The sequence below is a fragment of the Gordonia sp. ABKF26 genome (genome assembly GCF_041103195.1).
GTDB classification, from domain to species: Bacteria; Actinomycetota; Actinomycetes; order Mycobacteriales; family Mycobacteriaceae; genus Gordonia; species Gordonia terrae.
Genome location: NZ_JBGCVZ010000003.1, coordinates 1236608 through 1262035 on the forward strand (window position 1 = coordinate 1236608; position 25428 = coordinate 1262035).

The 25428-nt window shown below is 68.0% G+C and carries 28 protein-coding genes and 1 pseudogene; 19 read left to right on the forward strand and 10 right to left on the reverse strand.

What is annotated here, in order from left to right:
• Positions 1 to 133: 133 nt before the first annotated feature.
• The gene (locus tag AB4Z55_RS06170; RefSeq protein WP_354561241.1) at positions 134 to 637 is read right to left on the reverse strand and encodes an SRPBCC family protein; all 504 of its coding nucleotides are present in this window, start codon (positions 635 to 637) and stop codon (positions 134 to 136) included.
• A gap of 32 nt (positions 638 to 669) precedes the next feature.
• Positions 670 to 1674 (reverse strand): AraC family transcriptional regulator, encoded by a 1005-nt coding sequence (locus AB4Z55_RS06175; protein ID WP_004022319.1) that lies wholly within the window; start codon positions 1672 to 1674, stop codon positions 670 to 672.
• 122 nt (positions 1675 to 1796) lie between these two features.
• Here AB4Z55_RS06175 and AB4Z55_RS06180 point away from each other — a divergent pair, with 122 nt between their 5' ends.
• Genes AB4Z55_RS06180 through AB4Z55_RS06210 form a run of 7 tightly spaced genes read left to right on the forward strand, consistent with a single transcriptional unit; the run spans position 1797 to position 7109 of the window.
• Complete coding sequence (locus tag AB4Z55_RS06180; RefSeq protein ID WP_248643753.1) at positions 1797 to 3032, forward strand: cytochrome P450; 1236 nt, start codon at positions 1797 to 1799, stop codon at positions 3030 to 3032.
• 27 nt (positions 3033 to 3059) lie between these two features.
• Positions 3060 to 4073: a 2Fe-2S iron-sulfur cluster-binding protein gene (locus AB4Z55_RS06185; RefSeq protein ID WP_354561298.1), complete on the forward strand. Its 1014-nt coding sequence runs from the start codon at positions 3060 to 3062 to the stop codon at positions 4071 to 4073.
• Between the two features lie 28 nt (positions 4074 to 4101).
• Positions 4102 to 4413, forward strand: coding sequence for an EthD family reductase (locus AB4Z55_RS06190; RefSeq protein ID WP_248643752.1), 312 nt, complete (start codon positions 4102 to 4104; stop codon positions 4411 to 4413).
• 1 nt (position 4414) lies between these two features.
• On the forward strand, positions 4415 to 5236 hold the full coding sequence (locus AB4Z55_RS06195) for an IclR family transcriptional regulator (protein WP_238418837.1): 822 nt from the start codon (positions 4415 to 4417) through the stop codon (positions 5234 to 5236).
• A 43-nt stretch (positions 5237 to 5279) separates the two neighbouring features.
• Complete coding sequence (locus tag AB4Z55_RS06200) at positions 5280 to 6071, forward strand: fumarylacetoacetate hydrolase family protein (protein WP_354561238.1); 792 nt, start codon at positions 5280 to 5282, stop codon at positions 6069 to 6071.
• A gap of 32 nt (positions 6072 to 6103) precedes the next feature.
• A complete protein-coding gene (locus AB4Z55_RS06205) occupies positions 6104 to 6901 on the forward strand; it encodes a 2-keto-4-pentenoate hydratase (RefSeq protein ID WP_004022313.1) in 798 nt (265 codons plus the stop codon).
• Positions 6825 to 7109, forward strand: coding sequence for a tautomerase family protein (locus AB4Z55_RS06210; RefSeq protein WP_248645664.1), 285 nt, complete (start codon positions 6825 to 6827; stop codon positions 7107 to 7109). The genes AB4Z55_RS06205 and AB4Z55_RS06210 overlap by 77 nt, the downstream gene beginning before the upstream one ends.
• A 707-nt stretch (positions 7110 to 7816) precedes the next feature.
• Here the strand turns inward: AB4Z55_RS06210 and AB4Z55_RS06215 are convergent.
• A complete protein-coding gene (locus AB4Z55_RS06215; RefSeq protein WP_354561297.1) occupies positions 7817 to 8950 on the reverse strand; it encodes an ISL3 family transposase in 1134 nt (377 codons plus the stop codon).
• On the opposite strand from AB4Z55_RS06215, the pseudogene AB4Z55_RS06220 reads away from it, so the two are divergent.
• Positions 8916 to 9701 (forward strand): annotated as a pseudogene (locus AB4Z55_RS06220) (HNH endonuclease); the annotation flags it as partial. The gene AB4Z55_RS06215 and the pseudogene AB4Z55_RS06220 overlap by 35 nt on opposite strands.
• A gap of 290 nt (positions 9702 to 9991) precedes the next feature.
• Here AB4Z55_RS06220 and AB4Z55_RS06225 read toward each other — a convergent pair.
• Genes AB4Z55_RS06225 through AB4Z55_RS06245 form a run of 5 tightly spaced genes read right to left on the reverse strand, consistent with a single transcriptional unit; the run spans position 9992 to position 14664 of the window.
• Entirely contained in the window at positions 9992 to 10417 is a 426-nt protein-coding gene (locus AB4Z55_RS06225) for a tautomerase family protein (protein ID WP_354561237.1), read from the reverse strand.
• Between the two features lie 42 nt (positions 10418 to 10459).
• The gene (locus AB4Z55_RS06230) at positions 10460 to 11212 is read right to left on the reverse strand and encodes an SDR family oxidoreductase (protein WP_354561236.1); all 753 of its coding nucleotides are present in this window, start codon (positions 11210 to 11212) and stop codon (positions 10460 to 10462) included.
• 5 nt (positions 11213 to 11217) lie between these two features.
• Positions 11218 to 12714: an aldehyde dehydrogenase gene (locus tag AB4Z55_RS06235; protein ID WP_369519386.1), complete on the reverse strand. Its 1497-nt coding sequence runs from the start codon at positions 12712 to 12714 to the stop codon at positions 11218 to 11220.
• Positions 12715 to 12718: 4 nt separating this feature from the next.
• Positions 12719 to 13774: a 4-hydroxy-2-oxovalerate aldolase gene (gene dmpG, locus AB4Z55_RS06240; protein WP_354561234.1), complete on the reverse strand. Its 1056-nt coding sequence runs from the start codon at positions 13772 to 13774 to the stop codon at positions 12719 to 12721.
• Complete coding sequence (locus tag AB4Z55_RS06245; protein ID WP_369519387.1) at positions 13771 to 14664, reverse strand: acetaldehyde dehydrogenase (acetylating); 894 nt, start codon at positions 14662 to 14664, stop codon at positions 13771 to 13773. Before AB4Z55_RS06245 ends, dmpG begins: the two co-directional genes overlap by 4 nt.
• Before the next feature lie 247 nt (positions 14665 to 14911).
• Here AB4Z55_RS06245 and AB4Z55_RS06250 point away from each other — a divergent pair, with 247 nt between their 5' ends.
• The 7 genes from AB4Z55_RS06250 to AB4Z55_RS06280 all read left to right on the forward strand — a co-directional run bounded on the left by AB4Z55_RS06250 (position 14912) and on the right by AB4Z55_RS06280 (position 20506).
• The gene (locus tag AB4Z55_RS06250) at positions 14912 to 15994 is read left to right on the forward strand and encodes a VOC family protein (RefSeq protein ID WP_354561230.1); all 1083 of its coding nucleotides are present in this window, start codon (positions 14912 to 14914) and stop codon (positions 15992 to 15994) included.
• A 78-nt stretch (positions 15995 to 16072) separates the two neighbouring features.
• Positions 16073 to 17296 carry an acyl-CoA dehydrogenase family protein gene (locus AB4Z55_RS06255; RefSeq protein ID WP_248645663.1) on the forward strand — a complete coding sequence of 408 codons (1224 nt, stop codon included), beginning with the start codon at positions 16073 to 16075 and terminating at the stop codon, positions 17294 to 17296.
• 159 nt (positions 17297 to 17455) lie between these two features.
• Positions 17456 to 17938, forward strand: coding sequence for a peptide-methionine (R)-S-oxide reductase MsrB (msrB, locus tag AB4Z55_RS06260; protein WP_004022301.1), 483 nt, complete (start codon positions 17456 to 17458; stop codon positions 17936 to 17938).
• Positions 17935 to 18483: a peptide-methionine (S)-S-oxide reductase MsrA gene (msrA, locus tag AB4Z55_RS06265; protein WP_239401430.1), complete on the forward strand. Its 549-nt coding sequence runs from the start codon at positions 17935 to 17937 to the stop codon at positions 18481 to 18483. The genes msrB and msrA overlap by 4 nt, the downstream gene beginning before the upstream one ends.
• Positions 18484 to 18606: 123 nt before the next feature.
• Positions 18607 to 18990 (forward strand): ParD-like family protein, encoded by a 384-nt coding sequence (locus AB4Z55_RS06270; RefSeq protein ID WP_248643741.1) that lies wholly within the window; start codon positions 18607 to 18609, stop codon positions 18988 to 18990.
• A complete protein-coding gene (locus tag AB4Z55_RS06275; protein WP_101819598.1) occupies positions 18987 to 19562 on the forward strand; it encodes a zeta toxin family protein in 576 nt (191 codons plus the stop codon). Before AB4Z55_RS06270 ends, AB4Z55_RS06275 begins: the two co-directional genes overlap by 4 nt.
• Positions 19559 to 20506, forward strand: a complete 948-nt coding sequence (locus AB4Z55_RS06280) for a PfkB family carbohydrate kinase (protein ID WP_248643740.1) — start codon at positions 19559 to 19561, stop codon at positions 20504 to 20506. The genes AB4Z55_RS06275 and AB4Z55_RS06280 overlap by 4 nt, the downstream gene beginning before the upstream one ends.
• Before the next feature lie 21 nt (positions 20507 to 20527).
• Here the strand turns inward: AB4Z55_RS06280 and AB4Z55_RS06285 are convergent, their stop codons facing one another.
• Positions 20528 to 21160 (reverse strand): flavin reductase family protein, encoded by a 633-nt coding sequence (locus AB4Z55_RS06285; protein WP_101819600.1) that lies wholly within the window; start codon positions 21158 to 21160, stop codon positions 20528 to 20530.
• Positions 21161 to 21252: 92 nt separating this feature from the next.
• Here AB4Z55_RS06285 and AB4Z55_RS06290 point away from each other — a divergent pair, with 92 nt between their 5' ends.
• The 3 genes from AB4Z55_RS06290 to AB4Z55_RS06300 all read left to right on the forward strand — a co-directional run bounded on the left by AB4Z55_RS06290 (position 21253) and on the right by AB4Z55_RS06300 (position 23070).
• Entirely contained in the window at positions 21253 to 21984 is a 732-nt protein-coding gene (locus AB4Z55_RS06290) for a tyrosine-protein phosphatase (RefSeq protein ID WP_248643739.1), read from the forward strand.
• A complete protein-coding gene (locus tag AB4Z55_RS06295; protein ID WP_369519388.1) occupies positions 21977 to 22291 on the forward strand; it encodes a DUF2470 domain-containing protein in 315 nt (104 codons plus the stop codon). Before AB4Z55_RS06290 ends, AB4Z55_RS06295 begins: the two co-directional genes overlap by 8 nt.
• 98 nt (positions 22292 to 22389) lie before the next feature.
• On the forward strand, positions 22390 to 23070 hold the full coding sequence (locus AB4Z55_RS06300; RefSeq protein ID WP_248643737.1) for a hypothetical protein: 681 nt from the start codon (positions 22390 to 22392) through the stop codon (positions 23068 to 23070).
• Positions 23071 to 23092: 22 nt separating this feature from the next.
• On the opposite strand, the gene AB4Z55_RS06305 is transcribed toward AB4Z55_RS06300, so the two are convergent.
• Positions 23093 to 24100, reverse strand: a complete 1008-nt coding sequence (locus tag AB4Z55_RS06305) for a LacI family DNA-binding transcriptional regulator (protein ID WP_354561223.1) — start codon at positions 24098 to 24100, stop codon at positions 23093 to 23095.
• A gap of 116 nt (positions 24101 to 24216) precedes the next feature.
• Here AB4Z55_RS06305 and AB4Z55_RS06310 point away from each other — a divergent pair, with 116 nt between their 5' ends.
• Entirely contained in the window at positions 24217 to 25404 is a 1188-nt protein-coding gene (locus AB4Z55_RS06310; RefSeq protein WP_369519389.1) for an acyl-CoA dehydrogenase family protein, read from the forward strand.
• The last annotated feature ends 24 nt before the right edge of the window (positions 25405 to 25428 follow it).

Consider the following 25428-nt stretch of genomic DNA (forward strand, 5'->3'; position numbering starts at 1 on the left):
GCTCCCTGAGGTGCGAGCGAAGCGAGCCTCGAAGGGCTTGGTGAGAATAGTCGCCAGGCCCTTCGAGGCTCGTCGCTTTCGCTCCTCGCACCTCAGGGGGCGGCGGAGGCTCGTCGCTTTCGCTCCTCGCACCTCAGGGGGCGGAGGGGCCGCGCTCGGCGATCTCTCTGATGGCGGCGAGGGTGGCCGGGATGCCCGCCAACGCGGCGTCGCGACGCTGTTCGAGTTGATGCGATGCGTCGTCGCCGAAGCGTTCGGCGAACAGGTCGAACCCTGCGGGCTGTACGGCCCAGGACTCGGTGAGCGTCGTCCCGTCGCCGTCGGGCGTGATCGTGTACGACCAGCGCACCGCGTTCTCGTTCACCATCCACGCGAACTCGCGGGGTTCGTCGGCGGCGACGACACGGGAACGGGTCTCCCACACACGTTCGGGGGTTTCGTTGCGGCCATGGAAATACGCACCGACCTCGGGACCGGTCGCCGGTTCCGCCCACCAGCACGCCTTGCAGATCGGGCTCCACTCACCGGTGCGACCGATGTCGGTCACCAGGTCCCACACCTGTTGGGGTGTGGCGTCGATGTGGATGGACTTGGAGTGGGTGAATCGAGCACTGCGGTCGGTGTCACTGATCGTCATGGGTGCCTTCCTGCGGTCGCGTACGGACCATCCTAGGGACGATGCCGCTCGGGAGCGGTGGCCCGATAGCGGGATGGGCTGACTCCGAACGTGCGGCTGAACGCGCGGCTGAAGTGCGACGCATCGCGGAACCCGACCTGTGCGCAGATGTCGGCGACACAGAGATCGGTCTGCGCGAGAAGCGCGCGGGCCCGGTCGAGCCGTCGGGCGTACAGCCAGGCCCGCGGTGTCGTGCCGGTGGTGCTGAACAGCTTGTGGACGTATCGCATCGACATCCCGACCTCGGCGGCCACCAGCGCGATGGTGTGGTCGGGATCGTGCAGGTGATCGGCCATCGCGTTCTGGACCGCGCGGAGGTCGGCGGCATGTATCCGGTCGGTCGCGGTGCGGTGTGAGATCTGCTCGGTCACCGCGCCGGCGACCATGTCCAACACCGCGCTCGCCACCGTGCCGGACGACGACACGGAGATTCCTTGGACCTGGGCCGCGACGTCGACGAGGAAGCTCGACACGAGTCGTCCGATACCGGAATCGACCGCGATGGCCCGGCCCGTCGCGTCGTCGATGACGTCGTACGTCGCCCGCGCAGCCAGTTGTCCACGAGGCGCACGCACAACGATCTGCTCGAATTCGGTGGCGCCGCTGACGACGAAAGGAGCTGTGGCGTCGATGATCCCGAAGGCGCCGTGTTGCAACAGTCCGGTGTGTTCGCCCTGCGAGATCGTGGCGGCGCCCTGGGTGATGAGGCACAGCAGATAGTCGTCGGCCGGATCGGATTCGATCATCGCCGGCGTGCGGACGACGGTGTGCGGATCGGCGCGGACCACGCTCACCGAGAGGCTTCCGACGGGGCGCGCGACGATCTGAGCGGTGAACGGGCGACGGTCCTGGGGCCAGTCGATGTCCATCTCGCAGAAGGTGGCGTCGAGCGCCTCCGCCCACCGGACCCGACCCTCGGCGCTCGCGAGTTCGCGGGTGCTCAGTTCGACGGTTCCCGCTGTGCACGCGGAGTCATCCATCGGTGCATTCGCAGTCATTCTCTCCCCTCACCTCCACCCATAGTGTTCCAGATCACAAGACATTGCCACGGTGGCCGGCGACATGACCGAACGAACCGGCTCCCGACAACCGATATCCGGAACGACAACGGAGAGTCACCATGACCGCAGTCCAGCCCTCGCACGAGGTCACCCCGAAGTTCGTCGAAGAGATCACGATGGCCGAACTCGAGGCCGATCCGTACCCGTTCTACGAGCGGCTGCGGAAGGAGGCGCCGGTGGCGTTCGTGCCCTCCCTCGGGATGTACATCGTCTCGACCCGCGAGCTGTGCATGCAGATCGCGAAGGATTCGGACAACTGGCCTGCGGTGATCTCCCCGGCGGGCGGCCGCACGTTCGGTCACGGGGCGCTGCTCAACACGAACGGTCCCGAGCATCGCGATCTGCGCGACATGGTCGAGCCGCATCTGCAGCCGTCGGCCGTCGACAACTACATCGACGACCTGGTCCGGCCGTACGCCCGCGAACTGCTCGAGCGGATCGAGAACAACGGCTCGGCCGACATCGTCGCCGAGTACTGCGAACCGGTCAGTGTCCGGGCCCTCGGCGATCTGCTCGGCCTGAGCGACGTGAGCACCGACAAGCTGCGGGAGTGGTTCCACAAGCTCAGCGTCTCGTTCACGAATTCCGCGATGACGCCCGACGGCGAGTTCGCCAACCCCGACGGCTTCGTCCCCGGCGACGAGGCGAAGGCCGAGATCATCGCGCACGTCGACCCCAAGATCGACGAGTGGATCGTCAACCCCGACCACAGCGCGATCTCGCATTGGCTGCACGACGGGATGCCCGAGGGGCAGACGCGCAGCCGCGACGTCATCTACCCCAACCTCTACGTGTTCCTGCTCGGCGCGATGCAGGAGCCGGGTCATGCGATGGCCACCACACTGGCCGGCCTGTTCAGCCGGCCGGATCAGCTGGAGCGGGTCGTCGACGACCCGGGCCTCATCCCGCGGGCGGTCGGTGAGGGCATGCGGTGGGTCGCGCCGATCTGGTCGGCGGCCGCGAAGATCGCCACCGACGAGGTCGTGGTCGGCGGCGTGACGATCCCGCAGAATTCCGTGGTGATGCTGTCCTACGGTTCGGCGAATCAGGATGAGAGTGCCTACAACGCCCCGACCGCGTACGACCTCGACCGCGCGGTGATCCCGAACATGACCTTCGGCGGCGGTGTCCACGCCTGCGCCGGAACCTATTTCGCGAACAACGTGGTCCGTATCGCGCTCGAGGAGCTCTTGGAGACGATCCCCAACATCGAGCGCGACACCGACCACGAGGTCGACTTCTGGGGCTGGGGTTTCCGTGGCCCCAAGGAACTCCATGTCAAGTGGGAGGTCTGAGGCGTGAACACCACACATCGGGTTCGTATCCAGGGCTCGGACACGCCGCTCGACGTGGCCGCCGATCAGTCGGTCCTCGATGCGGTGCTGCGCGCCGGGGAGTGGCTGCCGCACTCCTGCACCCAGGGGACCTGCGGTACCTGCAAGCTCCGAGTGCTCGACGGCGAAGTGGCGCACAATGACTCACCCGACTACACGCTGACGCCGGCCGAACGGTGTGCCGGGTTGGCGCTGGGTTGCATGGCCACGCCGTGCTCGGACCTGGTCGTCGAACCGCTGGACGCCGCAGTCGACGACGGAGCGCCCCGACATCCGCTGCGCGACCACGACGGCACCGTCGTCGTCCTGGACGACATCGCCACCGACACGCGCCGGCTCGTCGTCGAACTGGACGAGCCGATGACGTTCAACGCGGGCCAGTATGCGGAGCTGGTGATCCCCGGTACCGGTGTGGGGCGTCAGTACTCGATGGCCAACCCGCCGTCGGAGTCGAAGCTCCTGGAGTTCCACGTCAAGCGCACCGTCGGTGGACGGGCCACGGAGGGTTGGATCTTCGGTTCGCTGACGGTGGGGGAGCGGGTAGAACTCCGCGGACCGCTCGGCCAGTTCCACCTCGTCCGCGAGCAGGCCGAGCCGGCGATCCTCATCGGCGGCGGTACCGGACTCGCCCCCCTGAAGTCCATCGCCCGCCACGTGCTGGACCACGGCCTGGTACCCGAGCTGTACCTGTACCACGGTGGCCGACGACGGGACGACCTCTACGACGTCGAGTTCTTCCGCGAACTCGAGGCCGGGTACGACAACTTCCACTACCGGCCGGTCCTCAGCGAGGAGCAGTGGGACGGCGCCACCGGGATGGTCACCGACGTCGTCGTCGAGGACTTCCGCAGCTGTAAAGGGCTGAGCGCCTATCTCTGTGGCCCGCCGGCCATGATCGAGGCCGGCGTCCGGGCGCTGAAACGTCGCCGGATGGCGCCCCGTCTCATCTTCCGCGAGGAATTCACCGTGGCTGCCCCCGTGGCGACGACCGCGGCGTCGTGACCTCCCGCTCGAATCCGAAAGGCACCTCATGTACCGACTGACCGTGATCTACGGACATCCGCTCGACCCGGCGGCCTTCGACCGGCATTACGAGAACGAGCATGCCGAGCTGGTCCGCCGTATCCCCGGACTGCGGCGGTTCGCCGCGGGCAAGTGCGAGTCCCTCGACGGCACCGAACCCGCCTCGTACTCGGTGGCCGAGCTGTACTTCGACTCGAAAGACGCCCTTGCCCAGGCCCTCGGATCGCCTGAGGGGCAGGCCGCGGCCGGCGATGTCGCCAACTTCGCCACCGGTGGGGCGACCCTGCTGTTCAGCGACGAGTCGATGGTGGGTCCCTGAGGTGGCCGCGCTGCAGACCGTCCAGAAAATCGGCCCGGTCCTGGATCTGTTCACCGTCGAACGTCCCGAGTGGGGTGTGTCGGAGGTCGCCGGCGAACTGGGCGTCCCCCGGTCGAGCGCGCACGCGCTGCTGGCCTCGCTGGTCGACATCGGCCTGCTGCAGTGTCGCGCCCGCGGCCGCTACCGTATCGGCTGGCGCGTCGTCGAACTGAACCAGGCGCTGCAGGGCACGGTCGACGTCAAGTCCTGTGCTGCCCCGATCCTGCAGGCGCTCTCGGAGAAGTTCGGCGAGACAACCCATCTCGCCGTCATGGAACGCTATCGGGTGATCTACGTCGACAAGGTTTTGGGCAACCACGTCATCAACGTGTCCGGCGCCCGGATCGGCGCCCAGCTCGATGCGCATTGCAGCGCGGTCGGCAAAGTGCTCCTCGCGCACTGCGATCCGGCCCAGTTGGCTCGCAACCTGACCGACAAGCAGCTCCGGCGGTACACGTCCTCGACCCTGACCGACCCGGACGAACTGGCCGCGGAACTGAAGGGTGTGCTGCGCCGGGGCTGCGCCTTCGACCTGGCCGAAGCGGTTCCCGACGTGCATTGCGTCGCGGCGCCGATCCGCGACGAGATGGGGGTCGTCGTGGCGGCGATGTCGATCACCGCGCCCGCGACGAGATTCATTCCGGCGCAGCACGAATTCCGGCGTGCGGTGATCGCGGCCGCCGCCGACGCGTCCCGCGCGCTGAACTCCTCGTCCGGCGACGTGTCCACGCCCATCCGTCTGCCCGAGCGCGAGGTCTCCGTCCTGCACGCGGTGGCGGGATGACCCCGCGGTCACCGTTCCTCAGCCCAGAAAGATCATGCCTTCCATGACCGACCATGCCGACCTCGTGCGCGATGCCGCTGATGCGTTGCTCGACGCCTATCGAGACCACGCCCCGATCGAACCCCTGGCCGGGCGGTTCGCGGACCGCCCATTGTCGACCGCCTATGAGATCGCCCTCGCCCAGGTTCAGGACTGGGAGAAGCAGGGTGACGTGGTGAAAGGGCACAAGGTGGGGCTGGCCTCCCGTGCCATCCAACGGCAGATGGGTGTCGACCAGCCGGACTTCGGGCACCTCACGGCGAGCATGTTCCACCTCGAGCACGCCCCGATCCCGGCGGGCACGTTCATCCAACCGCGCATCGAGCCGGAGGTCGCGTTCGTCCTCGCGAGGCCACTACGGGGACCGGGGGTCACGGTCGCCGAGGCGGCCGCGGCCGTCGACTTCGTGCTCCCCGCACTGGAGATCGTGGACTCCCGCATCCGCGACTGGAAGATCGGCATCTTCGACACCATCGCCGACAACGCGTCATCGGGCGGGGTCATCCTGGGCGGGCGGCCGGTGCCGCTCGTCGACGTCGACCTGCGGATGGCCGGCTGCAACCTGCACGTGAACGGCGAACTCGTCCACACCGGCGCCGGTGGCGCGGTGCTCGGATCGCCGATCAACGCCCTGGTCTGGCTGGCCAACACGGTCGGGCCCCTCGGCGTCACGCTCGAACCCGGCCATGTGGTGCTGCCCGGCTCGATGACCGCGGCGGTGCCGGTCGGGCCGGGGGACACCGTGGTCGCCACCATCGCCGGCGTCGGCGGCGTGACCGCGGTGCTGGGTGCGTGAGTGCTCGTGTTCTCGAATCATCAGGAGAAGAAGTGACAGACAACGGAATCGACGACTGGAGTGCGGTTCGCGTGGCCGGCTCGTTGCTCGCCGCGGAGCGCTCGCGGACGGCGCGGACCTCGATCCAGCACGAGTGGCCGGGACTGAGCCTCGACGTCGCCTACGCCGCCCAGGACATCGCGCTCGCCGACCGCCGCTCGCGCGGGGAGACCGTGACCGGGATCAAGCTGGGCCTGACCTCGCGGGCCAAGCAGAAGCAGATGGGCGTCGACGAGCCCTCGGTCGCGTGGCTGACCGATGCCATGGCGTTGCCCGCGGGCTTGCCGGTCCCGCGTGAGCGACTCATCCATCCACGCGCCGAGCCCGAGATCGCCTTCGTGCTCGGGCGTCCCCTCGCCGGTCCCGGTGTCACCGCGGCCACGGCACTCGCCGCGGTCGATCATGCGATGGCCGCGATCGAGATCATCGACAGTCGCTACTCGGGATTCAAGTTCACCCTCGCGGATGCGGTGGCCGACAACAACTCCTCCGGCGTCTACGTGACCGGTCCGGTCATCCGCGATGTCGCGGACGTGGACTTCGGACTCGAGGCGTGCCTGCTCGAGGTCGACGGTGACATCGTCGCCACCGCGACGGGTTCAGCAGTGCTCGGACATCCCGCCGAGGCATTGGCATTCGCGGCCAACACCTTCGGTGCGCGGGGCATCACCCTGGAGGCGGGGTGGGTCGTCCTCACCGGGGGTATGACGGACGCTGTCCCGGTGGAGCCGGGTAGCCGGGTCGCGGCTCACTTCACCACGCTCGGTTCGATCACGGTCGCGGGAGGGTGAGATGCCGTTCATCGACGTGACCATCGCCCAGGGGCGTTCGCCCGACGAGGTGCGCGCACTCATGCGCGAGCTGACGGCGGCCGCCCATCGTGCGATCGGCGCCCCGGTCGCGAACATCCGCGTCTGTGTCCGCGAGGTACCGCCCACGCACTGGTCGGCGGGCGACGTCACCGTCGCCGAGCGTCAGGCGACGATCTCGGAATCGTGAGGTGCGGGAAGTCTTCTCGCGGTCTCTCCGCCGCCTGCCCCGAGGAGAAGCGATTCTCTCTGCTCCCGGATCTGGAAGAAGCGACCTGAAGTGCTTCCTGAGGTGCGAGGAGCGCAAGCGACGGGTGTCTCCCGCTCCCTGAGGGTGCGAGGAGCGAAACCGACGAGCCTCGAAGGGGCTGGCGGGCAAGCTTGGGAAACCCTTCAAGACGCTCGCGAGCTCCCTCCTCAGGGAGCGGTGGGGGGAAACTCGCTCCTCAGCGAGCGGGGTTCTTTTGTATCCACGACGGCCGCCAGGGCGCTACTACTGTCTGCTCCCTGAGGAGCACCCGGAGCTTGCGGAGGGCGCGTCACGAAGGGTCTGCCGAACCCCTCCACCGACTGATGAACCTCACCTGGACCGATGGACTTCGATCGAAGTTCATCGGTCGAGTTCGAGTTCATCGGTCGGAGCCGGATGCGTTGTAGTGACTCTCTGGACTGGCGGGCGAAGTGCCTCCTACCTCCGGTAGTGACTCGTCTCCAAGCAGGCCGATGCACCCGTGTGACTGGTGGGGCTTTTGTCCACCACAGTCCACCACGGTTCACCGCTGGGGCGTGGGTGACATATATTGTAAGGCAGCGTTTTTCGATGATGGTCGGCTGTGGAGAAAGGTCGTCGTCGAACGTAATTGGATCTCCTGACGTAGAAGTGGGCGGATTCCGGGTTCAATCGTGATGCGGAAGTTTCGGACACGCGCCGCCTCGTGTGAGGTTGGCCATCGCGATCAGGGCGTCGGGTGTGTGGAATCCGTACGACCGCTTTGTCAATGACCGGAGGTGGCAGTTCGTTGCCTCGACTCGCGCATTGCTCATTTGACACGCGACCGCGTTGTGGATCTGCACCTCCCGTTTGCGGATGCTCTGCGCAGTGAGTCGAAACTCGGGAATACCGGAGGACTCCGCCTTACGGATCCATCGCCGTAACGGCGCCCAACTTGATCGGTAAGCGCCTGAAAGTATGTGCCGTATCTCTTCTTTCATCTGATAAGCGCGGGCAAGTTGGCTGTTGACGTTACAGACAACAATGGATTGCAGCCGCCGTTGACTGTCGGTGAGGTTGTCGGGATTCTTCAATAACGCCCACCTCAGTCGCCCGCGTTCTACCTTCGATAAGCCAACAACTCGGTTCATCACCCGAGCGCGGCACCTGTCCAACGCCTGATTGACCCACTGCATCACGTGAAATGGGTCCATGCACCAGTAGGCGTGCGGCGCCTGCTCGGCGAGGACTGCGCCGATGTACTCGGCGCCGTCAGCGCTGATGTGGGTGATCCGACGGGCGCGCACATCACCGAGCTCATCGAAGAATCGCTCGATCGTCTCCTTCTTGGCACCCTCACCCGCCCACACCAGTTGACCTGAGTCATGGTTGACCACCACGACCAAATATCGGTGGCCCTTGCGGTAGGAGATTTCGTCGATACCGATGCGTCGCAACCCGTTCAAGCGTTTGGTGAGTCCGACATGGTCGTCGACCACGCGCTCAACGATACGAGACACCGTCCGCCAGGAGACCCGGAGATAAGCACTCACGGCGCTCATCGGCGCGTGCGCGCACATCCACGCGACGGCGTCGTCGAAAGCCCTGGTCATCTTCGCTTTCGGACGCGCCCACGGAACCCATTCGCTACCCACATTGTGGCGCGGGCACTGCACCCGTCTGGCCGGCAACTCGAGAATGCATCGCCAGCCACCCATGTCGAGATGGCGCCACCGTCGCTGCGCCGACGGCTGATCGTAACCAGGGCAGGGTTTCCGACACGACCACGCCCGGAGTATGGCAGTCCGGGTCGCAGCCACTGACCCGGACGCGGTTGCGGCGGGTGATGACGCGTCGTTGAACTCTGTGCACGCCCGGGTGACCGAGGAAGGCAGGGTCGCGATCACCGCAGATGTGACCGCGGTGATCGGCGAGAAATTCTTGTCGATGATCGACGAACGCTCCTGCCCGCGTCCCGAACCCGACGGGGCCGAGGATCGGCGCAGTGTCGGGGAGCGTCGCGCCGATAAGCTGGAGCTACTGCTCGATCAAGCGGCGATCGGTGCGGCGATGACCGCCGCCGGCGCACCCCGCACCCAGGTGTTGGTGACGATCCCCGCTGAAGGCGCTGATCCGGCGCGGTTGCCGTGGGTGGGGGCGGTGACGGAGTCGACAGCCCGGCGACTGTCGTGTGACGGCGGGGTCGCTGAGATCGTCCTCGACGCCGAAGGGGTGCCGTTGCAGATGGGCACCACGAAACGATTGTTCCCACATCATCTGCGGCAAGCCATCATCGTTCGCGACCAGTGCTGTGTGAGATGTGGTGCCCCCGCGGCGCATACCCAAGTCCACCACCTCGTGCACTGGGCCGATGGCGGGCCGACCGATCTGGACAACGGGTGCCTGCTGTGCCAGCGCTGTCATACCCAGGTGCATCACCACGGGTGGCAAGTGGTGATGGGTCCCGACCGGCACCCGTGGTTGACCCCGCCGGTCGACATCGACCCCCGTCGCCTACCCCGACCGGCCTACAACCGGCGCACCATGCGACTTGACGACGCCCTCGTTTAGTCGCCCCCCAAGACAAACCCCAGACCCTCCGGCGCCGACCCGACGCCACTCGACCTTTGACAACTCCACAGTGTGACACGCGCCATGACCACCGGGATCATGTGGCCAAAGACGTTAGATAGCACGAAGATTCGGTCCAGATCTCGGCAGGCGCGGTTGACGGTCCTTCGAGGATCGTCGCTTGCGCTCCTCGCACCTCAGGGTTCAGTGGGTGTGTGGCTTTTTCGGACTGGGGAGCAGGGGCTAGCCACGTGCACCTCGAGGACCAGCAGTTTCGCGGCTCTGTCGGCTCAGGGAGCAGTAGGGTGGGCAGCGCGCATCGAGATCTCCGTTTTCCGAACGTCGCTCGCGGGTATGCCGCCGATGCCCCAGTTCTCCGGCGCCACCTCCACGATTCGGCCGCGGACAGCGGACCGGTCGACCCCGAGGTGTTCGACGACGAGGTCGGTGAAGGCGGCGAGCAACTCCGCACGCTGGTGCGCCGGCCGGCCGGCGAGCACGATCGCGGTGAAATACGGCGCGATCGCGCCGCCGTCGACCATGAGCTGCCCGGCGACGGCGAGGTCGGTCGGGTCGTACTGCACGACGAAGGTGCGTACCCGCTCGATCGGTGAGTCGAGAATGCGGGAGTAGGCCGCACTCGCGGCGGTCAACAGGGCGGCGCGCTGTTCGGTGGAAGCGCTGCCGATGGGGATGTGGAAGTGTGCAACCGGCACGTCGGCTCCGTTCGAAAGTGCCCGCGTCCGTTCCGGACCCGGTTATTGGATACCGTGGCGGGTTCCGCCGTCGGCGTTGAGGACGCTGCCGTGCAGCACGGCGGCCAGGGGCTCGAGCAACATCTCGACGAGCCAGGCGATCTCGTCCAGCGTCGGCAGGCGGCCCAGCGAGGTCTTGGCCGTGTACCTGTCCCAGATCTCCTGCGCCGCAGCACCGGTCTCGCGCGATTCGGTGTCGACGAAGGCGCGGAGCCGAGGGGTGTCGATCGGCCCGGGCGCAATGGTGTGCACGGTGACTCCTCGGGGTCCGTACAACGCACCGATCTGTCGCATCAGATTGAACAGTGCGGCGTTGGCCGTACCCGGGCCCGCGTCGAGGGGGCCCGGCTCGAGTCCGAGTGAACCCGCGATCGCGACGAACCGCGAACCGTCGGCGAGATGGTCGCGGACGGCCCGCAGCAACCGGACCGTGCCGGCCACCTTGATGTTGGCGGCCGTGGCCAGCAACGAGGGTTCGATCGCGTCCGCGGAGCCGCGGACCGGCAGGCCCGCCGCGAACACCGCGAGTCGCACGGTCCCGTCGAGGCGGGCACGGATCGCGTCCATGGACGCGTCCTCGGCGATGTCGGCCACGCACGGAACGATCAATTCGTCTGTCGCGGCCAGCTGTTGGAGTTCCTCGGCGCGACGCCCCACCGCGATGACACGCATCCCTCGCGCCACCAGGCGTCGCGTGAACACGGTTCCCATGGCGCCGGTCGCGCCGACGACCACGCAAGTCTCGGTTGTGGACACGGGTCCTACTTCCGGATCCGGAGCGTCACCGCGCGCGGTTCGGTGAAGAACTCGCGGGAGTACTGGCCACCCTCACGACCCAGGCCGCTGATGCCCTCACCGCCGAAGGGCAGCCGGAGATCGCGTTCGAAGAATGTGTTGATCCAGACCGTGCCGGCCTTCCAGCGTGCCGCCATCCGATGAGCCCGGTCGAGATTCTGCGTGAAGAGGATGCCCGCCAAGCCGTAGGGAGAGTCGTTGGTGACGCGCAGGGCCTCCTCTTCGGTGTCGAAGCCCAGAACCGTCTCGACCGGACCGAAGATCTCCTCACGTGCCGTTCGGGAGTCGTTGGTGAGGCCGGTGATGACGGTCGGTGGATAGTAGAAGCCGCCCGCTCGATCCGGGTCGGTGAGTCGTTCGCCGCCGGTGATGATCTTGCCGCCTTCGTCCTGCGCGAGCTCGACGTAGCCGTGCACCTTGTCGAGGTGCTGCTGCTCGATGAGCGGGCCCATGAACGTCGCCGGGTCCTTGGGATCGCCGACCACGAGTTTCCGAGCTTCCTCGGCGAAGCGATCCACGAACTCCCCCCGGATCGAGTTCTGCACCAGCAGACGCGAACCCGACAGGCAGACCTGTCCGTTGCCGCCGAAGATGGCCCGGAGCGACATGGGTACGGCGACGTCGAGATCGGCGTCGGCGAACACGATGTTGGCTGATTTGCCACCCATCTCGGCCGAGACCGGCGTGTGGTTCGCCGCGGCCGCCTGCAAGATCTTCACACCGGTGGCGCTCGATCCGGTGAAGGTGATGCGGTCGACGCGTGGATCGGAGGTCAGCGGTCCGGCGACGGCCTCACCGCCGAAACCGTGCACGACGTTGAGCACACCGGGCGGCAGGCCCGCCTCGAGTGCGATCTGCGCGAAGCGGTTGGCGGTCAACGGTGTCTGTGGTGCCGGTTTGAGGACCACGGTGTTGCCGAAGGCCAGAGCAGGCGCGATCTTCCATGTCGCCAGCATCAGCGGCGCGTTCCACGGACTGATCGCCGACACGACCCCGGCGGGCGGATAGAGGACGTAGGACAGCAGGTCGCCGTCCGGGTAGGCCTCGTTCGCGGCCATCGAGACGTAGTCGGCGAAGAAGCGCAGATTGTGGGCCACCCGCGGGATCTCGGCGTGCAACGACTGAGTGATCGTCTTGCCGCCGTCACGTGTTTCGAGCTGTGCCAGCTCCTCCCGGTGCTCGTCGACGGCGTCGGCGACCGCATGCAGGATCGCCGCGCGTTCCTTGGGCGACATCTGCGGCCACGGTCCGTCGTCGAAAGCGGTGCGGGCAGAGTCGATCGCGGCGATCCCGTCGTCGGCGGTGCCGCGCGCCACCGTCGCGAGCAACGCGCCGTCGTGCGGGTCGCGCGACTCGAACGTGGCGCCGTCCGAGGCCGTACGCCACTCGTTCCCGATGAGGTGACGCACCTCGGCGGTACCGTTCTGATCGGTGCTGTCCTGATCGGTGACAGACAGAGTCATTTCCTCACACCTCCGCCGCGACGGGCGTCTCGTAGGTGCGGCCCGCGAGTTCCGAGGCCACATCGATGATCATGTCTTCCTGACCGCCGATCACGCCGCGCCGGCCGAGTTCGAGCAGGATCTCCCGGGCCGGGACACCGAACTTCTTCGCGGCGCGTTTGGTGGGGTGGAAGAACGTGGAATACACGCCGGCGTAACCGAGCACGAGCGCGGTCTCGTCGACGATCTGCGGTTCGGTCATCAGCGGTGCCACGACGTTCTCGGCGGTGTCGATGAGCGGAAACAACTCGACGCCGGTGTCCCATCCCGCGCGTTCGAATGCTGCGGCGAGGACTTCGGTCTGGGCGTTGCCGGCGCTCGCGCCGAGACCGCGCAAGGAACCGTCGATGTAGGTGGCTCCGTTCTCGGCGGCGGTGAGCGCGTTGGCGATCCCGACACCGAGGTTGTTGTGTGCGTGGAAGCCGATGTCCGCGGAGATCGCCTCGCGCAGTGCCGCGACCCGCTCGCCGGCCTGCTGCGGGACGAGCGCACCTGCGGAGTCGACGACGTACACGACGTCGGCGCCGTAGGAGTCGAGCTTGGCCGCTTGCTCGGCGAGTGCATCGGGTTCGAGTTTGTGGCTCATCATGAGGAATGTCATGACCTCGAGCCCGTTCTCCTTGGCCCACTCGACGGGTTGCTGTCCGCAGTCCGCCTCGGTGCAGTGGACGGCGACGCGGACGGTCGAGATGCCGGCGTCCACCGCCGCCTGCAGTTCGTTCAGCGTCGCGATGCCCGGTACGTAGAGGGCCGCGATGTCGGCGTTGTCGACCGCGTCGACGGCGGCGCGCACGTACTCGGGGTCGGTGGCCGCGGCGAAGCCGTACTGGACCGACGACGCGCCGAGACCGATGCCGTGTGCCACTTCGATCGTCGGGACGCCGGCCCGGTCGAGGCCGGCCGCGATGGCGGCGACGTCGCGTGTGGTGAACCGGTGCGAGACACTCGACATCCCGTCACGCAGCGTCGTGTCGACGAGGGTGACCGATCGTGGCCCGCGGGCCGGGGACTGGCTGGTCATCGCAGTGCTCCTGTCTGAAGTGTCGCTGTCGCGGCCCTCTCCTGCGCCATCACCTCGGCGACCTGCACGGCGGCCGCGGTGATGATGTCGAGATTGCCTGCGTACGTGGGTAAGAAGTCGCCGGCGCCGACGACCTCGAGCATCACGGTCACGAGATCACCGTCGACGTCGACGAGTTTGAGGGTGTAACCGGGGACGTAGCGTTGGACCTCGGTGACGATGTCGACGACGGCGCGTTCGATGGCCGCGGGATCCGGGTTGCGCACTTTCGCATATACCGTGTCGCGCATGTTCATCGGCGGTTCGGCCGGGTTGATCACCGAGATCGCCTTGGCCCGGTCCGCTCCCGCGACCTGTGCCAGTGCGCGCCCCGTCTTCTCGCTGAATTCACTGAGATTCTGCCGGGTGCCCGGGCCCGCGCTCGCCGACGCGATGGCCGCGACGATCTCACCGTAGGCGGCGTCGGCGGCCTGGTTGATCGCATAGAGGATCGGGATCGTGGCCTGCCCGGCGCAGCTCACCATGTTCACGTTGGGCGCGTTCACGTGTTCGCGGAGGTTGACCGCCGGGACGACGTAGGGGCCGACCGATGCGGGCGTCAGATCGATCGCGGTGATCCCCGCGTCGGCGTAGCGCGGAGCGACCGCGGCGTGCACCTTGGCCGACGTGGCCTCGAAGACGAGATCGGGAGGCGACGACTGCTGCAGCAGCCAGTCCACGCCCTCTGCCGACGCCTCGAGCCCTTCGGCACGCGCTCGTCGCAGACCCTCACTGGCCGAGTCGATTCCGACCATGTAGACCGGGTCGACGTACTCGGACCGCAACAGTTTGTACATCAGGTCGGTCCCGATGTTGCCCGATCCCACAATGGCGGCGGTCAACCGGCTCATCGCATGTCTCCTTAGCTCGTCGCGCACGCTCGGTCTCCGATGCCGGCGGCGTGCTCGACTCCGAACGCTATGGAGCAGGGGCGGTCTGCGGGGCCGGGACCGGGCAGTCCGAATGCGGAGTCAATCGGCAGCGCCGTTGTTCGGATATCCCGAATGCCGGTGACGGCAGTCACATCTCGACGCCATGCTGACGGACATCAGCCAGCAGCCACCGAGATCCGGTGTCGCACGATCCACAGGAGAACCGATGACCGAGAACGCCGCACGCTTCGATGTCGCGCACCTCGCGCGAGCCGAACTGTTGAGCCCCAAGCCGCAGGAAACCCTCGACTTCTTCACCCGATTCCTGGGCATGTACGTGACCCGGAGCGAAGGCCAGTCCGTCTACCTGCGGGCGTACGAGGACCCCTATCCCTGGAGTCTGAAGATCACCGAGTCTCGCGAGCCGGGCATGGGTCATGCCGGTCTGCGGACCAGCTCCCCGGAGGCGCTCGAACGTCGCGCCGCCTCGCTGCAGGGTGCGAACATCGAGACCTCCTGGCACGAGGACGAATTCGGCTACGGAAAGACCCTGGCGTACAAGACCGCGGACGGTCATGACTTCGCACTGGTCTGGGAGGCCGAGAAGTACGTCGCGCCACCGGAACTGCAGAGCAAGATCCTCACCCGGCCGTCGAAGAAGCCGTTGCAGGGCATCCCGGTCAAGCGCATCGACCACCTCAACCTGATGGCCTCCGACGTCACCGCCGTCAAGACCGAGTTCGAACGGCACCTCGGGTTCCACACCACCGAGCGGGTCGTCGACGGGGACGTCGAGATCGGTGCCTGGATGAGCTCGAACATCCTCGGACACGAGGTCGCGTGCATGCGCGACATGACCGGCGGGCGCGGCAAGCTCCATCACGTCGCCTTCTACTACGGCACGGGCCAGCACAACATCGACGCCGTGGAGATGTTCCGCGAGTACGACATCCGGATCGAAGCCGGACCGGACCGGCACGGGATCACCCAGGGGCAGTTCCTGTACGTGTTCGAACCGGGCGGCAATCGCATCGAGCTGTTCGGTGAGTCCGGATACCTGCATCTCGACCCGTCTGCCGAGACGAAGACCTGGCAGATGTCCGACATCGACACCGGCCTGGCCATCGGCGGCGCGAAGCTGCCGTGGGAGACCTATTTCACCTACGGCACGCCCAACCCGCTGCCCCTCGAGGAGCACATCACGGCCTTTGCCGACTTCGGTCCGGGCGCAGGAGCGCCGGAGACCGCGGCCGAACTCGTGCCCGACGAGATCGAGCACTCCCGTGCCGTGGCCGATGCGCCGGTCTGAGCCGGGTCGATCGGTTCGATCAGAACAGGAGACTCCTTGACTGTCATCGACATCACCAGGGTGTCGTCGTCCGACGACATGCCCGACCAGCCGCCGCGGATCGCCGACACCCTGTACCACGACCTCGTGTCGCCCGAGGAGGTGGCCGAGGTCCGGCGCAGGGTCCGGCAGGTCGCGCTTCGCGACGTCGCGCCGGTGGCCGACCGGATCGCGCGGGGCGACGAGCGACTCGACGGCTTCCCACGTGACGTGTTCGATCGGCTGGCCACGGCGGGGATCTACCGCATCCCCTTCGCGGCCGATGTCGGCGGCGACGGACTGGCTCACCCGGCCACCGCGACGGCCACCGCCGTCGAAGAACTGGCGTACTTCTCCAACAGCGTCGCCGCGATCTTCGACGTCCACTGCATCCTCGCGGGCAATGCCGTCAACCAGGGCACGCCGGAGCAGCGCCGCAGGTGGCTGGCCCCGGTCGTCGCCGGCGAGATCGTCGGCTCCTTCGCCACCAGCGAGCCGGCCGCGTCGAGCGATCTCTCACCCGAGGCGGTCCAGACCGTGGCGCACCGCCGCGGCGACGGATGGGTGCTGAACGGGCGCAAGCGGTGGATCACCAATTCCGTCGTCGCCGCGTTCGTCGTGGTCCTCGCTCGCACCGGTGACCGGCTCTCGACGTTCATCGTCCCGACCGACACCCCGGGGGTCCGGGTGGGTACGCCGGATCGCAAGCTCGGGAACAAGGGCCAGATCACCGCCGACGTGCACCTCGACGAGGTGGAGCTGGGGCGTGAGTCCCTGCTCGGGACCGAGGGCGGCGGGCTGAAGGTCGCCCTGCAGACGCTGACCTACGGACGTATCGGGATCGCGGCGGCGGGTGTGGGCATGGCGCAAGCCGCCTTCGACCGCACCGCTGCCCACCTGCGCACCCGGGTGGCCTTCGGCGAACCGCTCGCAGCCCGGCAGCACTGGCAGTTCCTGATGGCCGACCGCGCGACCGAGATCGCGATCTCGCGCGACCTGTACCTCAAGGCGGCGATGCGGCTCGACTCCGGCACGCGGTTCCCCGAACCGGAGGCGGCGATGGCCAAACTGCGCGGTACCGAGGTCGCGGTCCTGATGGCCCGCGACGCGGTCCAGGCGTTCGGCGGGTTCGGGTTCACCCAGGAACTGGGTGACGACGATTCGTCGGGTCCGGTCGAGGCGCTCTACCGGGACAGCAAGATCGGGGAGATCTACGAGGGTGCCAGCGAGGTGCAGCGCTGGGTCCTCGCCCGGCAGATCTTCGGGCGTGACGTCGTGGGCTGATCGGAGTCTGCCAGGCGTGTCCGGGCCGCCGTCCACCTGGTGGGCGGCGGCCCGGTCGCGGGTCGGGACCAAATGCGGGCATCGTGGTGTTGTGCACGGTGACGCCCTCCGAGATGCGCCGTCGATCGACGGAGCGGGGGAGCGTCGGCAGGAGGAAACGTGAGCAACACCTACCGCAAGACCCCCGAGGCGTTGAGCCGCCTCACCGACGTGCAGTACCGCGTCACCCAGCGGGACGGCACCGAGCGGGCCTTCGACAACGAGTACTGGGACAACCACGAACCCGGGATCTATGTCGACGTCGTGTCGGGGCAGCCGCTGTTCTCGTCGACCGACAAGTTCGACAGCGGAACCGGGTGGCCGAGCTTCACCCGGCCCATCGATCCCGACGCCGTCGCGACGAAGGTCGATCGGAGCCTGTTCATGCGGCGCATCGAAGTACGGTCCGCCGGGGCGGACAGCCACCTCGGGCACCTCTTCGACGACGGGCCGCGGGACGCGGGCGGACAGCGGTACTGCATGAACTCGGCATCGCTGCGGTTCATCCCGGTGGCCGAACTCGACGCCGAGGGTTACGGCGAGTACGCCGCCCTGTTCACCGACGACCACACCACCACCGACACCCAGGAGGAGAACGCATGACCACCGACACCGGTCAGATCACCGTCCGCCCCGGCACCGAGACCGCGGTCCTCGCGGGTGGGTGCTTCTGGGGGATGGAGGACCTGATCCGCAAGCAGCCCGGTGTCCTGGACACCCGGGTCGGCTACACCGGCGGACAGAACGACCACGCCACCTACCGCAACCATCCCGGTCACGCGGAGGCGGTGGAGATCGTCTTCGACCCCACGCAGACGACGTACCGCGACATCCTGGCGTTCTTCTTCCAGATCCACGACCCGACGACGCGCGACCGGCAGGGCAACGACGTCGGCACGAGCTACCGTTCGGCAATCTTCCCGGTGACCCCGGAGCAGGAGCAGGTCGCTCGCGACACCATCGCCGACGTCGATGCCTCGGGTCTGTGGCCGGGCAAGGCGGTCACCACGATCGAGCAGTTGGGTCCGTTCTGGCAGGCCGAGCCCGAGCACCAGGACTACCTGCTGAATTTCCCGAACGGCTACACCTGCCACTTCCCGCGACCGGGATGGGTGTTGCCGAAGCGGGATGCGACCTCGACGCGGTGACACCCGAGACCGGCTGAGAGTGCCGGCGCTCGTCGACGGTCGTCCGACAACGACCGTCGACGGGTTCGTCGGCGTATGCTGGGTCGATGTAGCACTCTGCTACACCCACGCGGGAGGTGTGCGATGAGCACCGGTACGGACAAGGTGACCCGGTTGTCTGCTGCACTGGTGACCGATGCCGCGCGGGAGGGCGCGCGCGAGCAGCGATCGGCGCGGCAGCAACTCGAACACTGGGCACGTCTCGGCCGCAGCGTCTCACAGCGCACCACCGCGTCGCGTCGGCGGGTCGAGGCCGCGTTGGCCGGCGACCTACCGGCAGAGGCGTTGACCGCAGAGGAAGCCGTCGTCTACGACGCCGAGATCGACGCGCACCTCGAGGCGCGGCTGGCCACCGACGACCACGTCGTCCGACGCGCCTCGGAGGGGTTCTCCTCGGTCGTCGTCGATGACGCCGGACGGCTCGTCGAACTCCGGCCCGACGGGACGAGCGTCGTCCTCGACCGGTGACACCGAGGCTCGACCTCGTCGTCGGATGCAACGGCGCGGGAAAGTCGACGCTGGTCGAGCATCATCTACAGCCGTTGGTGCGCACACCCTTCGTGAACGCCGACCTGATCGCCCGGCAGCAGTGGCCCGACGCCGCGGAAGCCCACTCCTACGACGCGGCCCGGTTGGCCGCGGCCACCCGCGACCACCTCATCGAGGCCGGTGCCTCGTTCATCGCCGAGACGGTCTTCTCGCATCCGTCGAAACTGGAACTCGTCGACCGTGCGCACACCGCCGGATACCGGGTCGCTCTCCACGTCGTGATGATCCCCGAAGATCTCGCCGTGCATCGGGTGCGGCTACGCGTCGACAGTGGCGGGCATGCGGTCCCGGAGGTCAAGATCCGCGAGCGGTTCCGACGCCTGTGGCCGCTCGTCCGCACGGCGATCCTGCGGAGTGACCAGGCAACCGTGTACGCCAACGAGCGAGCGACCACGCGCATCGTCGCGCGGTACGTCGACGGTATGGTCGCGGGCGTGCCCGACTGGCCCGACTGGACGCCGGGGGCGCTCACGGGTTCGGAGGCACGATGACTTCTCACGATCGAGCGACCCGACTGCTCGTCGTCGGCGCCGTCAACGTCGACCTGGTGGTGGAAGCCGATCGTCTCCCGGGGCCCGGTGAGACGGTCGTCGGCCCGACGGTGACGCGGCACGGCGGCGGCAAGGGCGCGAATGCCGCTGTTGCCGCCGCGCGGGCGGGTGCCGAGGTGCGTTACTGCGGGGCAGTGGGTTCCGACGACACCGGCGCGCAGGCACTCGCCGAGTTGCGGGACTCCGGCGTCGACGTGACCGACGTGGGCGTGCTCGACGGCGTCGCCACCGGAATGGCACTGATCGTCGTCGATCCACAGGGTGAGAATCAGATCGCCGTCGGGGCGGGCGCGAACGCCGCCGTCGACGCCGAGAGGGTCCGTGCCGCGGTGCATCGCGCGGCGAGCTGGGCCGGGTGTGTGCTCGTCAGCACCGAGATCCCGGCCGGCGCCGTGGCCGCGGCGGTGACGACGGCCGCTGCGCGAGGTATCCGATGCGTCGTCAATCCCGCCCCGGTGTTGCCGTCGACGGTCGACCTGATGGCGTCGCGGCCGGTGTTCACGCCCAACGCGTCGGAACTTCGTGACCTGCACCGGCTGATCGCCGACGGTCGGGACGCCCCGGACGTTCCCGCGGCCGAGCGGGCTACGGCGGTGGCGTCGCGGACGGGTGCCCCGGTTCTGGTGACCCTCGGTGCGCAGGGCGTCCTGATCGCCGATCCGGCATCTGAGGTGGTCGTCCTTCCCGCCGGGCACGTCGACCGCGTGGTCGACACCACGGGGGCGGGCGACACCTTCAACGGAGTGTTCGCGGCGACGCTCGCCGGCGGTTCGACGGTCGCCGACGCGGCGAAGCGAGGTGTCGCGGCGGCGTCGTTGTCGGTGGCCGCGGTCGGTGCGCGGACCGGGATGCCGAGCGACGAGGAGATTCGCAGCGCGTTGTGAGCGAACCCGTCGACCGGGCGGTCAGCGCGTGGCGGGTTTCGGTCGCTTCATGAACCGGTGGTGGTCGTCGCTCGGCAGGAAGTAGTCGCCCTGTCCGCCGGCTCGCAGCAGCGGGCGCGCACCGGCCGTGTCGAAGGTCTGGTCCGCGCGCAGCAGGTGGGTGGCGATGTGGATCTTCACGACCTCGCCCAACACCATCCAGCTGTCGACGGGGTCGTCAGCGGCGGTGCGCAACTGGAACGACTGGGTGACCCGGCACTCGAAGGCCACGGGGCTCTCCTCGACGCGTGCCGGCGCGACGAGGTCGGCGGCCAGCGGTGTCAGGCCGGCGACCTCGAACTCGTCCTCGCCGGCGGGCACCGCCGCCGAGGTCGCATTCATCTTCTCGCCGAGGTCGTCGGTGGCGAGGTTCCACACGAACTCGCCGGATTCGATCGCGTTGGCGGCGGTGTCCTTGTAGCCGACGCTGGCGAAACCGACGATCGGCGGCGTGTAGTTGAAGAGGTTGAAGAAGCTGTAGGGAGCGAGATTGCGCACCCCGGTGCCGGACACGGTGGAGATCCAGCCGATGGGTCGCGGCGCGACGATCGCGTTGACGGGATCGTGCGACAGCCGATGGCCGTGCGACGGTTCGTAGGAGTGATAGGTCGTCACCGTCGCAACGGTACGTCAGCGGCCGGACGTGCCGCTGCCTGCGTAAGGTGAGGTGCGACCGACCACCGCGCACTTCGACGATCGGGAAAGCTGTGACTCTCTCCTCTGCCTCTGACCTGCGGACTTTCGCCAATATCCGGGATCTGGGCGGTATGCGGGTCGCCGGCGGCGGCATCACCGCCGCCAATGTGTTGATCCGCAGCGACGCACCGTATCCCGACGACGAGGACCCGGTGGGCATGCCCTGGCCGCCGGCCACCGTCGTCGATCTGCGAGACCCCACGGAGCTGGGCCGGATGGCCGTCACGTGGCCGGCGAACGTGCGGGTCGTGCACCGTCCGGTGTCGTCGGGTGCCCGGGTCGACCGGCTCGCCGACACCGCTCTCGTCGACATCTACACCGCGATGATGCGGACGGGCGGTCACCGGCTGACCGCCGCGCTGAACGAATTCGATCCCAGCGGCGCGACTCTGGTGCACTGCGCGGCCGGCAAGGATCGGACCGGGGTGATCATCGCCATCGCGCTGCTGCTGGCGGGCGTCGACGAGTCGTCGGTCATCGCCGACTACCACCGGACCGAAGATGGCATCGCCGGCGTCTTCGAGCGTCTGCGGTCCCGCAAGCGGATTCCGGCGGGCACCACCCTGGAGGCCCCCATCCTGCGCACCCCGCGCGAGGCCATCGAACTGGTCGTCGGCGACGTGACGGGTGCCCGCGGCGGCACCTGGGGTTGGTTCGAAGAACAGGGCGGCGACGTCGAGCGCTTCCGGCGGTGGGTCGGGAACTTCGTGCGCACCGAGACGGGCGAGGCCGCGCGTGACTGACGACAACGTCTCGGACACGGCGCAGTTCGCGCCGGATGTCGTGGCGGCCGTACTCGCGCACATGAACGACGACCATGCCGAGGACTCGCTGCTCATCTGCCGGGTGCTGGGCGGACGTCCGGATGCGGTCACGGCAACGATGACCGGATTCGACCACGAGGCAGCCACTTTCGACGTCTCCGGCCCCGACGGGACTGTCGGTGTACGGCTCCCGTGGGATCGGCCGGTGCGCGACCGAGCCGACGTTCGCGCCGCGGTCGTCGCGATGTTCCGTGCGGCGCAGGAGAACTTCCCCGCCGCTTCCTGATCCGGAAGAACCGCGAAACACTGTCTCGGAAACGCAAGCGACGAGTGTTACCGCGTGTCCGGAAGCCCGACGACGCCGAGACCGGCGATAGTGGCCGTATGTGGAGGCAACTCGTCGGGTTCGGGCTGTTCGGTGCAGTGATCGCGGCGTTGGGCGCGGCCCTGTCCCTCTCCGATCGCGGCGGCTCGGTCGGTGGTCCCGACATCTGGATGGTGTGGGGCACCGGGGACACGGCGGGTGTCGCGCAAGACCCGACGGACTCGGTGATCGTCGCGGCCGGGGTCGGCGCCGTCACCGGTGCGCTCGTTGCGGGAGTTCTCTGGGCGGTCGGTGTACGTCTGGCGGAGCGCAGCGGCTTGCGGCTCGGCCGGGTGGTGGGCGCCGGGCTGATCGGTGTCGTGGTCGGACTCGCCCCGGCGATCATCCTGCTGGCGAACGCGTTCACCGGCGACACCGGCGCCGGGTACCCCGTCCTGGTGGTCTACGCCGTGAGTGGGGTGCTCGGGTACGTGCTGGTGCTCGTCGGCATCCTCGGTGTGTTGCGACTGTCCGGTGATGCGCACACCCGGGCCACCGTTCGGACGACCGCGATCTCGCTCCCGGTCGGGGCCGTGCTGGCGACTGGCGCCGGCGTCGGGGTGGCCGGTTGGTTCGGGTACACGACCACCTCGCCGACGTGGATCGCCACGATCCTCGTGGTGACGATGGTCCTGGCCGCGACGTTCGCGGTCGCCCGCGCCGTCGCGGTGCGTCGACGGCCCGAGCCGGTCGTGCCCTGAGGCCAGCGCGGAGGCGAACCGATCACGTGCTGCCGCGTGCGATGAGTTCGACCGGTAAGCGCCGGGATTCGACGTCGCGTCCGGTCGCGAGGTCGAGGAGACCGCGCACCGCGGTCTCACCGATCTCCCGTGCCGGGGAACGAATCGTCGTGAGTGGAACCGGCAGCTGGGCGGCCACCGGGATGTCGTTGTAGCCGATCAGGGCGAGGTCGTCGGGGACGCGGAGTCCGAGGTCGCGCGCCACGCCCAGGACCCCCACCGCGATCGTGTCCGACACCGCGAAGATCGCCCGCGGGCGGTCCGGACGATCCAGAAGTGCGCGACCGGCCGCCGTACCGCCGTCGACCTCGAAGTTCGACGCGACGATGCGGTCGTCGGGCAGCGTGATCCCGGCCTTGCGCAACTCCACGCGAAACCCGCTGAGTCGGTCGGTGGCCGTGGTCGCGTGGGCGGGACCGGCGATGGCGGCGAGGTCGGTGTACCCCCGATCCAGGAGATGTCGGGCCGCGATGCGGCCGCCGCGCACGTCGTCACCGCCGACGAAGGGAAGCCCGGCCTCGGCGTGCCGGGTCAGCGCGAGCAACGGAAGGTCGCCGATCCGCAGCGACTCGACGAAATCGCCACCCGGCCGATGGAGCCCGCTCAGCAACAGACCGTCGACCTGCCGCCCGACGAGGAGTTCGATGGCCCGCCGCTGAGCGGCCTCCTCATCAGGCGGGCTCGACAGCAGCACCGAGTAACCGGCCCGGGTGGCGGCCTGCTCGATGCCCTGGTAGGTCGTGGCGACGACGCCGTCGGTGAGTCGCGTCATCACGACACCGATCGTGGTGGTCTTGCGGGTCCGCAGACTGGCCGCCCACACGTTGCGCTGGTAGCCGAGCTGGTCGGCGACCTCCCGGACCCGGAGCGCCGACTCCGACCATCCGTCGGCGGGTTCGGCCTGGCGGAGGACGCGGGACGCGGTGGACACGTGCACGCCGGCACGCTGCGCGATCTCCTTGAGCGTGGGTGCGCGCTGACCACTGATCACGCTGGCTCTCCTCTCGGCCCGGTAGCTCGAGCCCACCCCACACATTGACCGGCGGCGGCCGACCACCTACCTTAGGCGATGCAATCGTTCTTGCAAACGTTCTCATGGAGGTCTCGATGTCCCGCCCCAGCACGTTGCCCCAGCTCTTCGCCCTGGACTCGCTGCTCGACGCGGACGAGATCGCCATCCGCGACGGTGTGCGCGACTTCGCCGCGTCGAAGTTGCGTCCGCACATCGCCGACTGGTTCGAGGAGGCCCGCCTACCTGCCCGCGACATCGCCCGGGAGCTCGGCGGGCTCGGGGCCCTGGGAATGCACCTCGAGGGGTACGGCTGTCCCGGGATGAGTGCGATGTCCTACGGACTGGCCTGCCTCGAGCTCGAGGCCGTCGATTCCGGAATCCGCAGCCTGGTGTCGGTGCAGGGGTCACTCGCGATGTTCTCCATCCATCACTGGGGTTCGGAAGAACAGAAGAACGAATGGCTGCCGCGGATGGCGGCGGGGGAGGCGATCGGCTGCTTCGGCTTGACCGAGCCCGACTTCGGATCCAATCCGTCGGGCATGCGCACCCATGCCAAGCGCGACGGCGACGACTGGGTGCTCAACGGAACGAAGATGTGGATCACCAACGGTTCGATCGCCGATGTCGCAGTGGTGTGGGCGCAGACCGATCTCGCCGACAGTCCGGGCGGTATCCGCGGATTCGTGGTCCCCACCGACACGCCCGGGTTCTCGGCGCCGGAGATCACCAAGAAGATGTCGCTGCGCGCCTCGGTCACCTCGGAGCTCGTGTTCGACGACGTGCGGCTTCCCGCGTCGGCGATGCTGCCGAAGGCAGAGGGTCTGCGGGGACCGCTCACCGCTCTCGGTGAGGCGCGATTCGGCATCATCTTCGGGGCCATGGGCGCGGCTCGCGACTGTCTCGAATCGGCCATCGACTACGCGCAGTCCCGCGAGGTGTTCGACAAGCCGCTCGCCGGTTACCAGATCACCCAGACCAAGATCGCCGACATGGCGCTCGAGGTCGGCAAGGGCCACCTGCTGGCCTACCATCTCGGCCGTCTGAAAGATCGCGGTGAACTCACCCCCGAGCAGGTCAGCACCGGCAAGCTGAACAGCACGCGGGAGGCGATCGCGATCGCCCGCGAATGCCGAACCATCCTGGGGGCGAACGGCATCACCCTCGAGTACCCGGTGATCCGGCACGCCAACAACCTGGAGTCGGTACTCACCTACGAGGGGACCTCCGAGGTCCACCAGCTCACCATCGGTCGCGCGCTGACCGGTGCTTCGGCGTTCCGCTGAGCCACTTGCCGGCGTAGGGTCCGA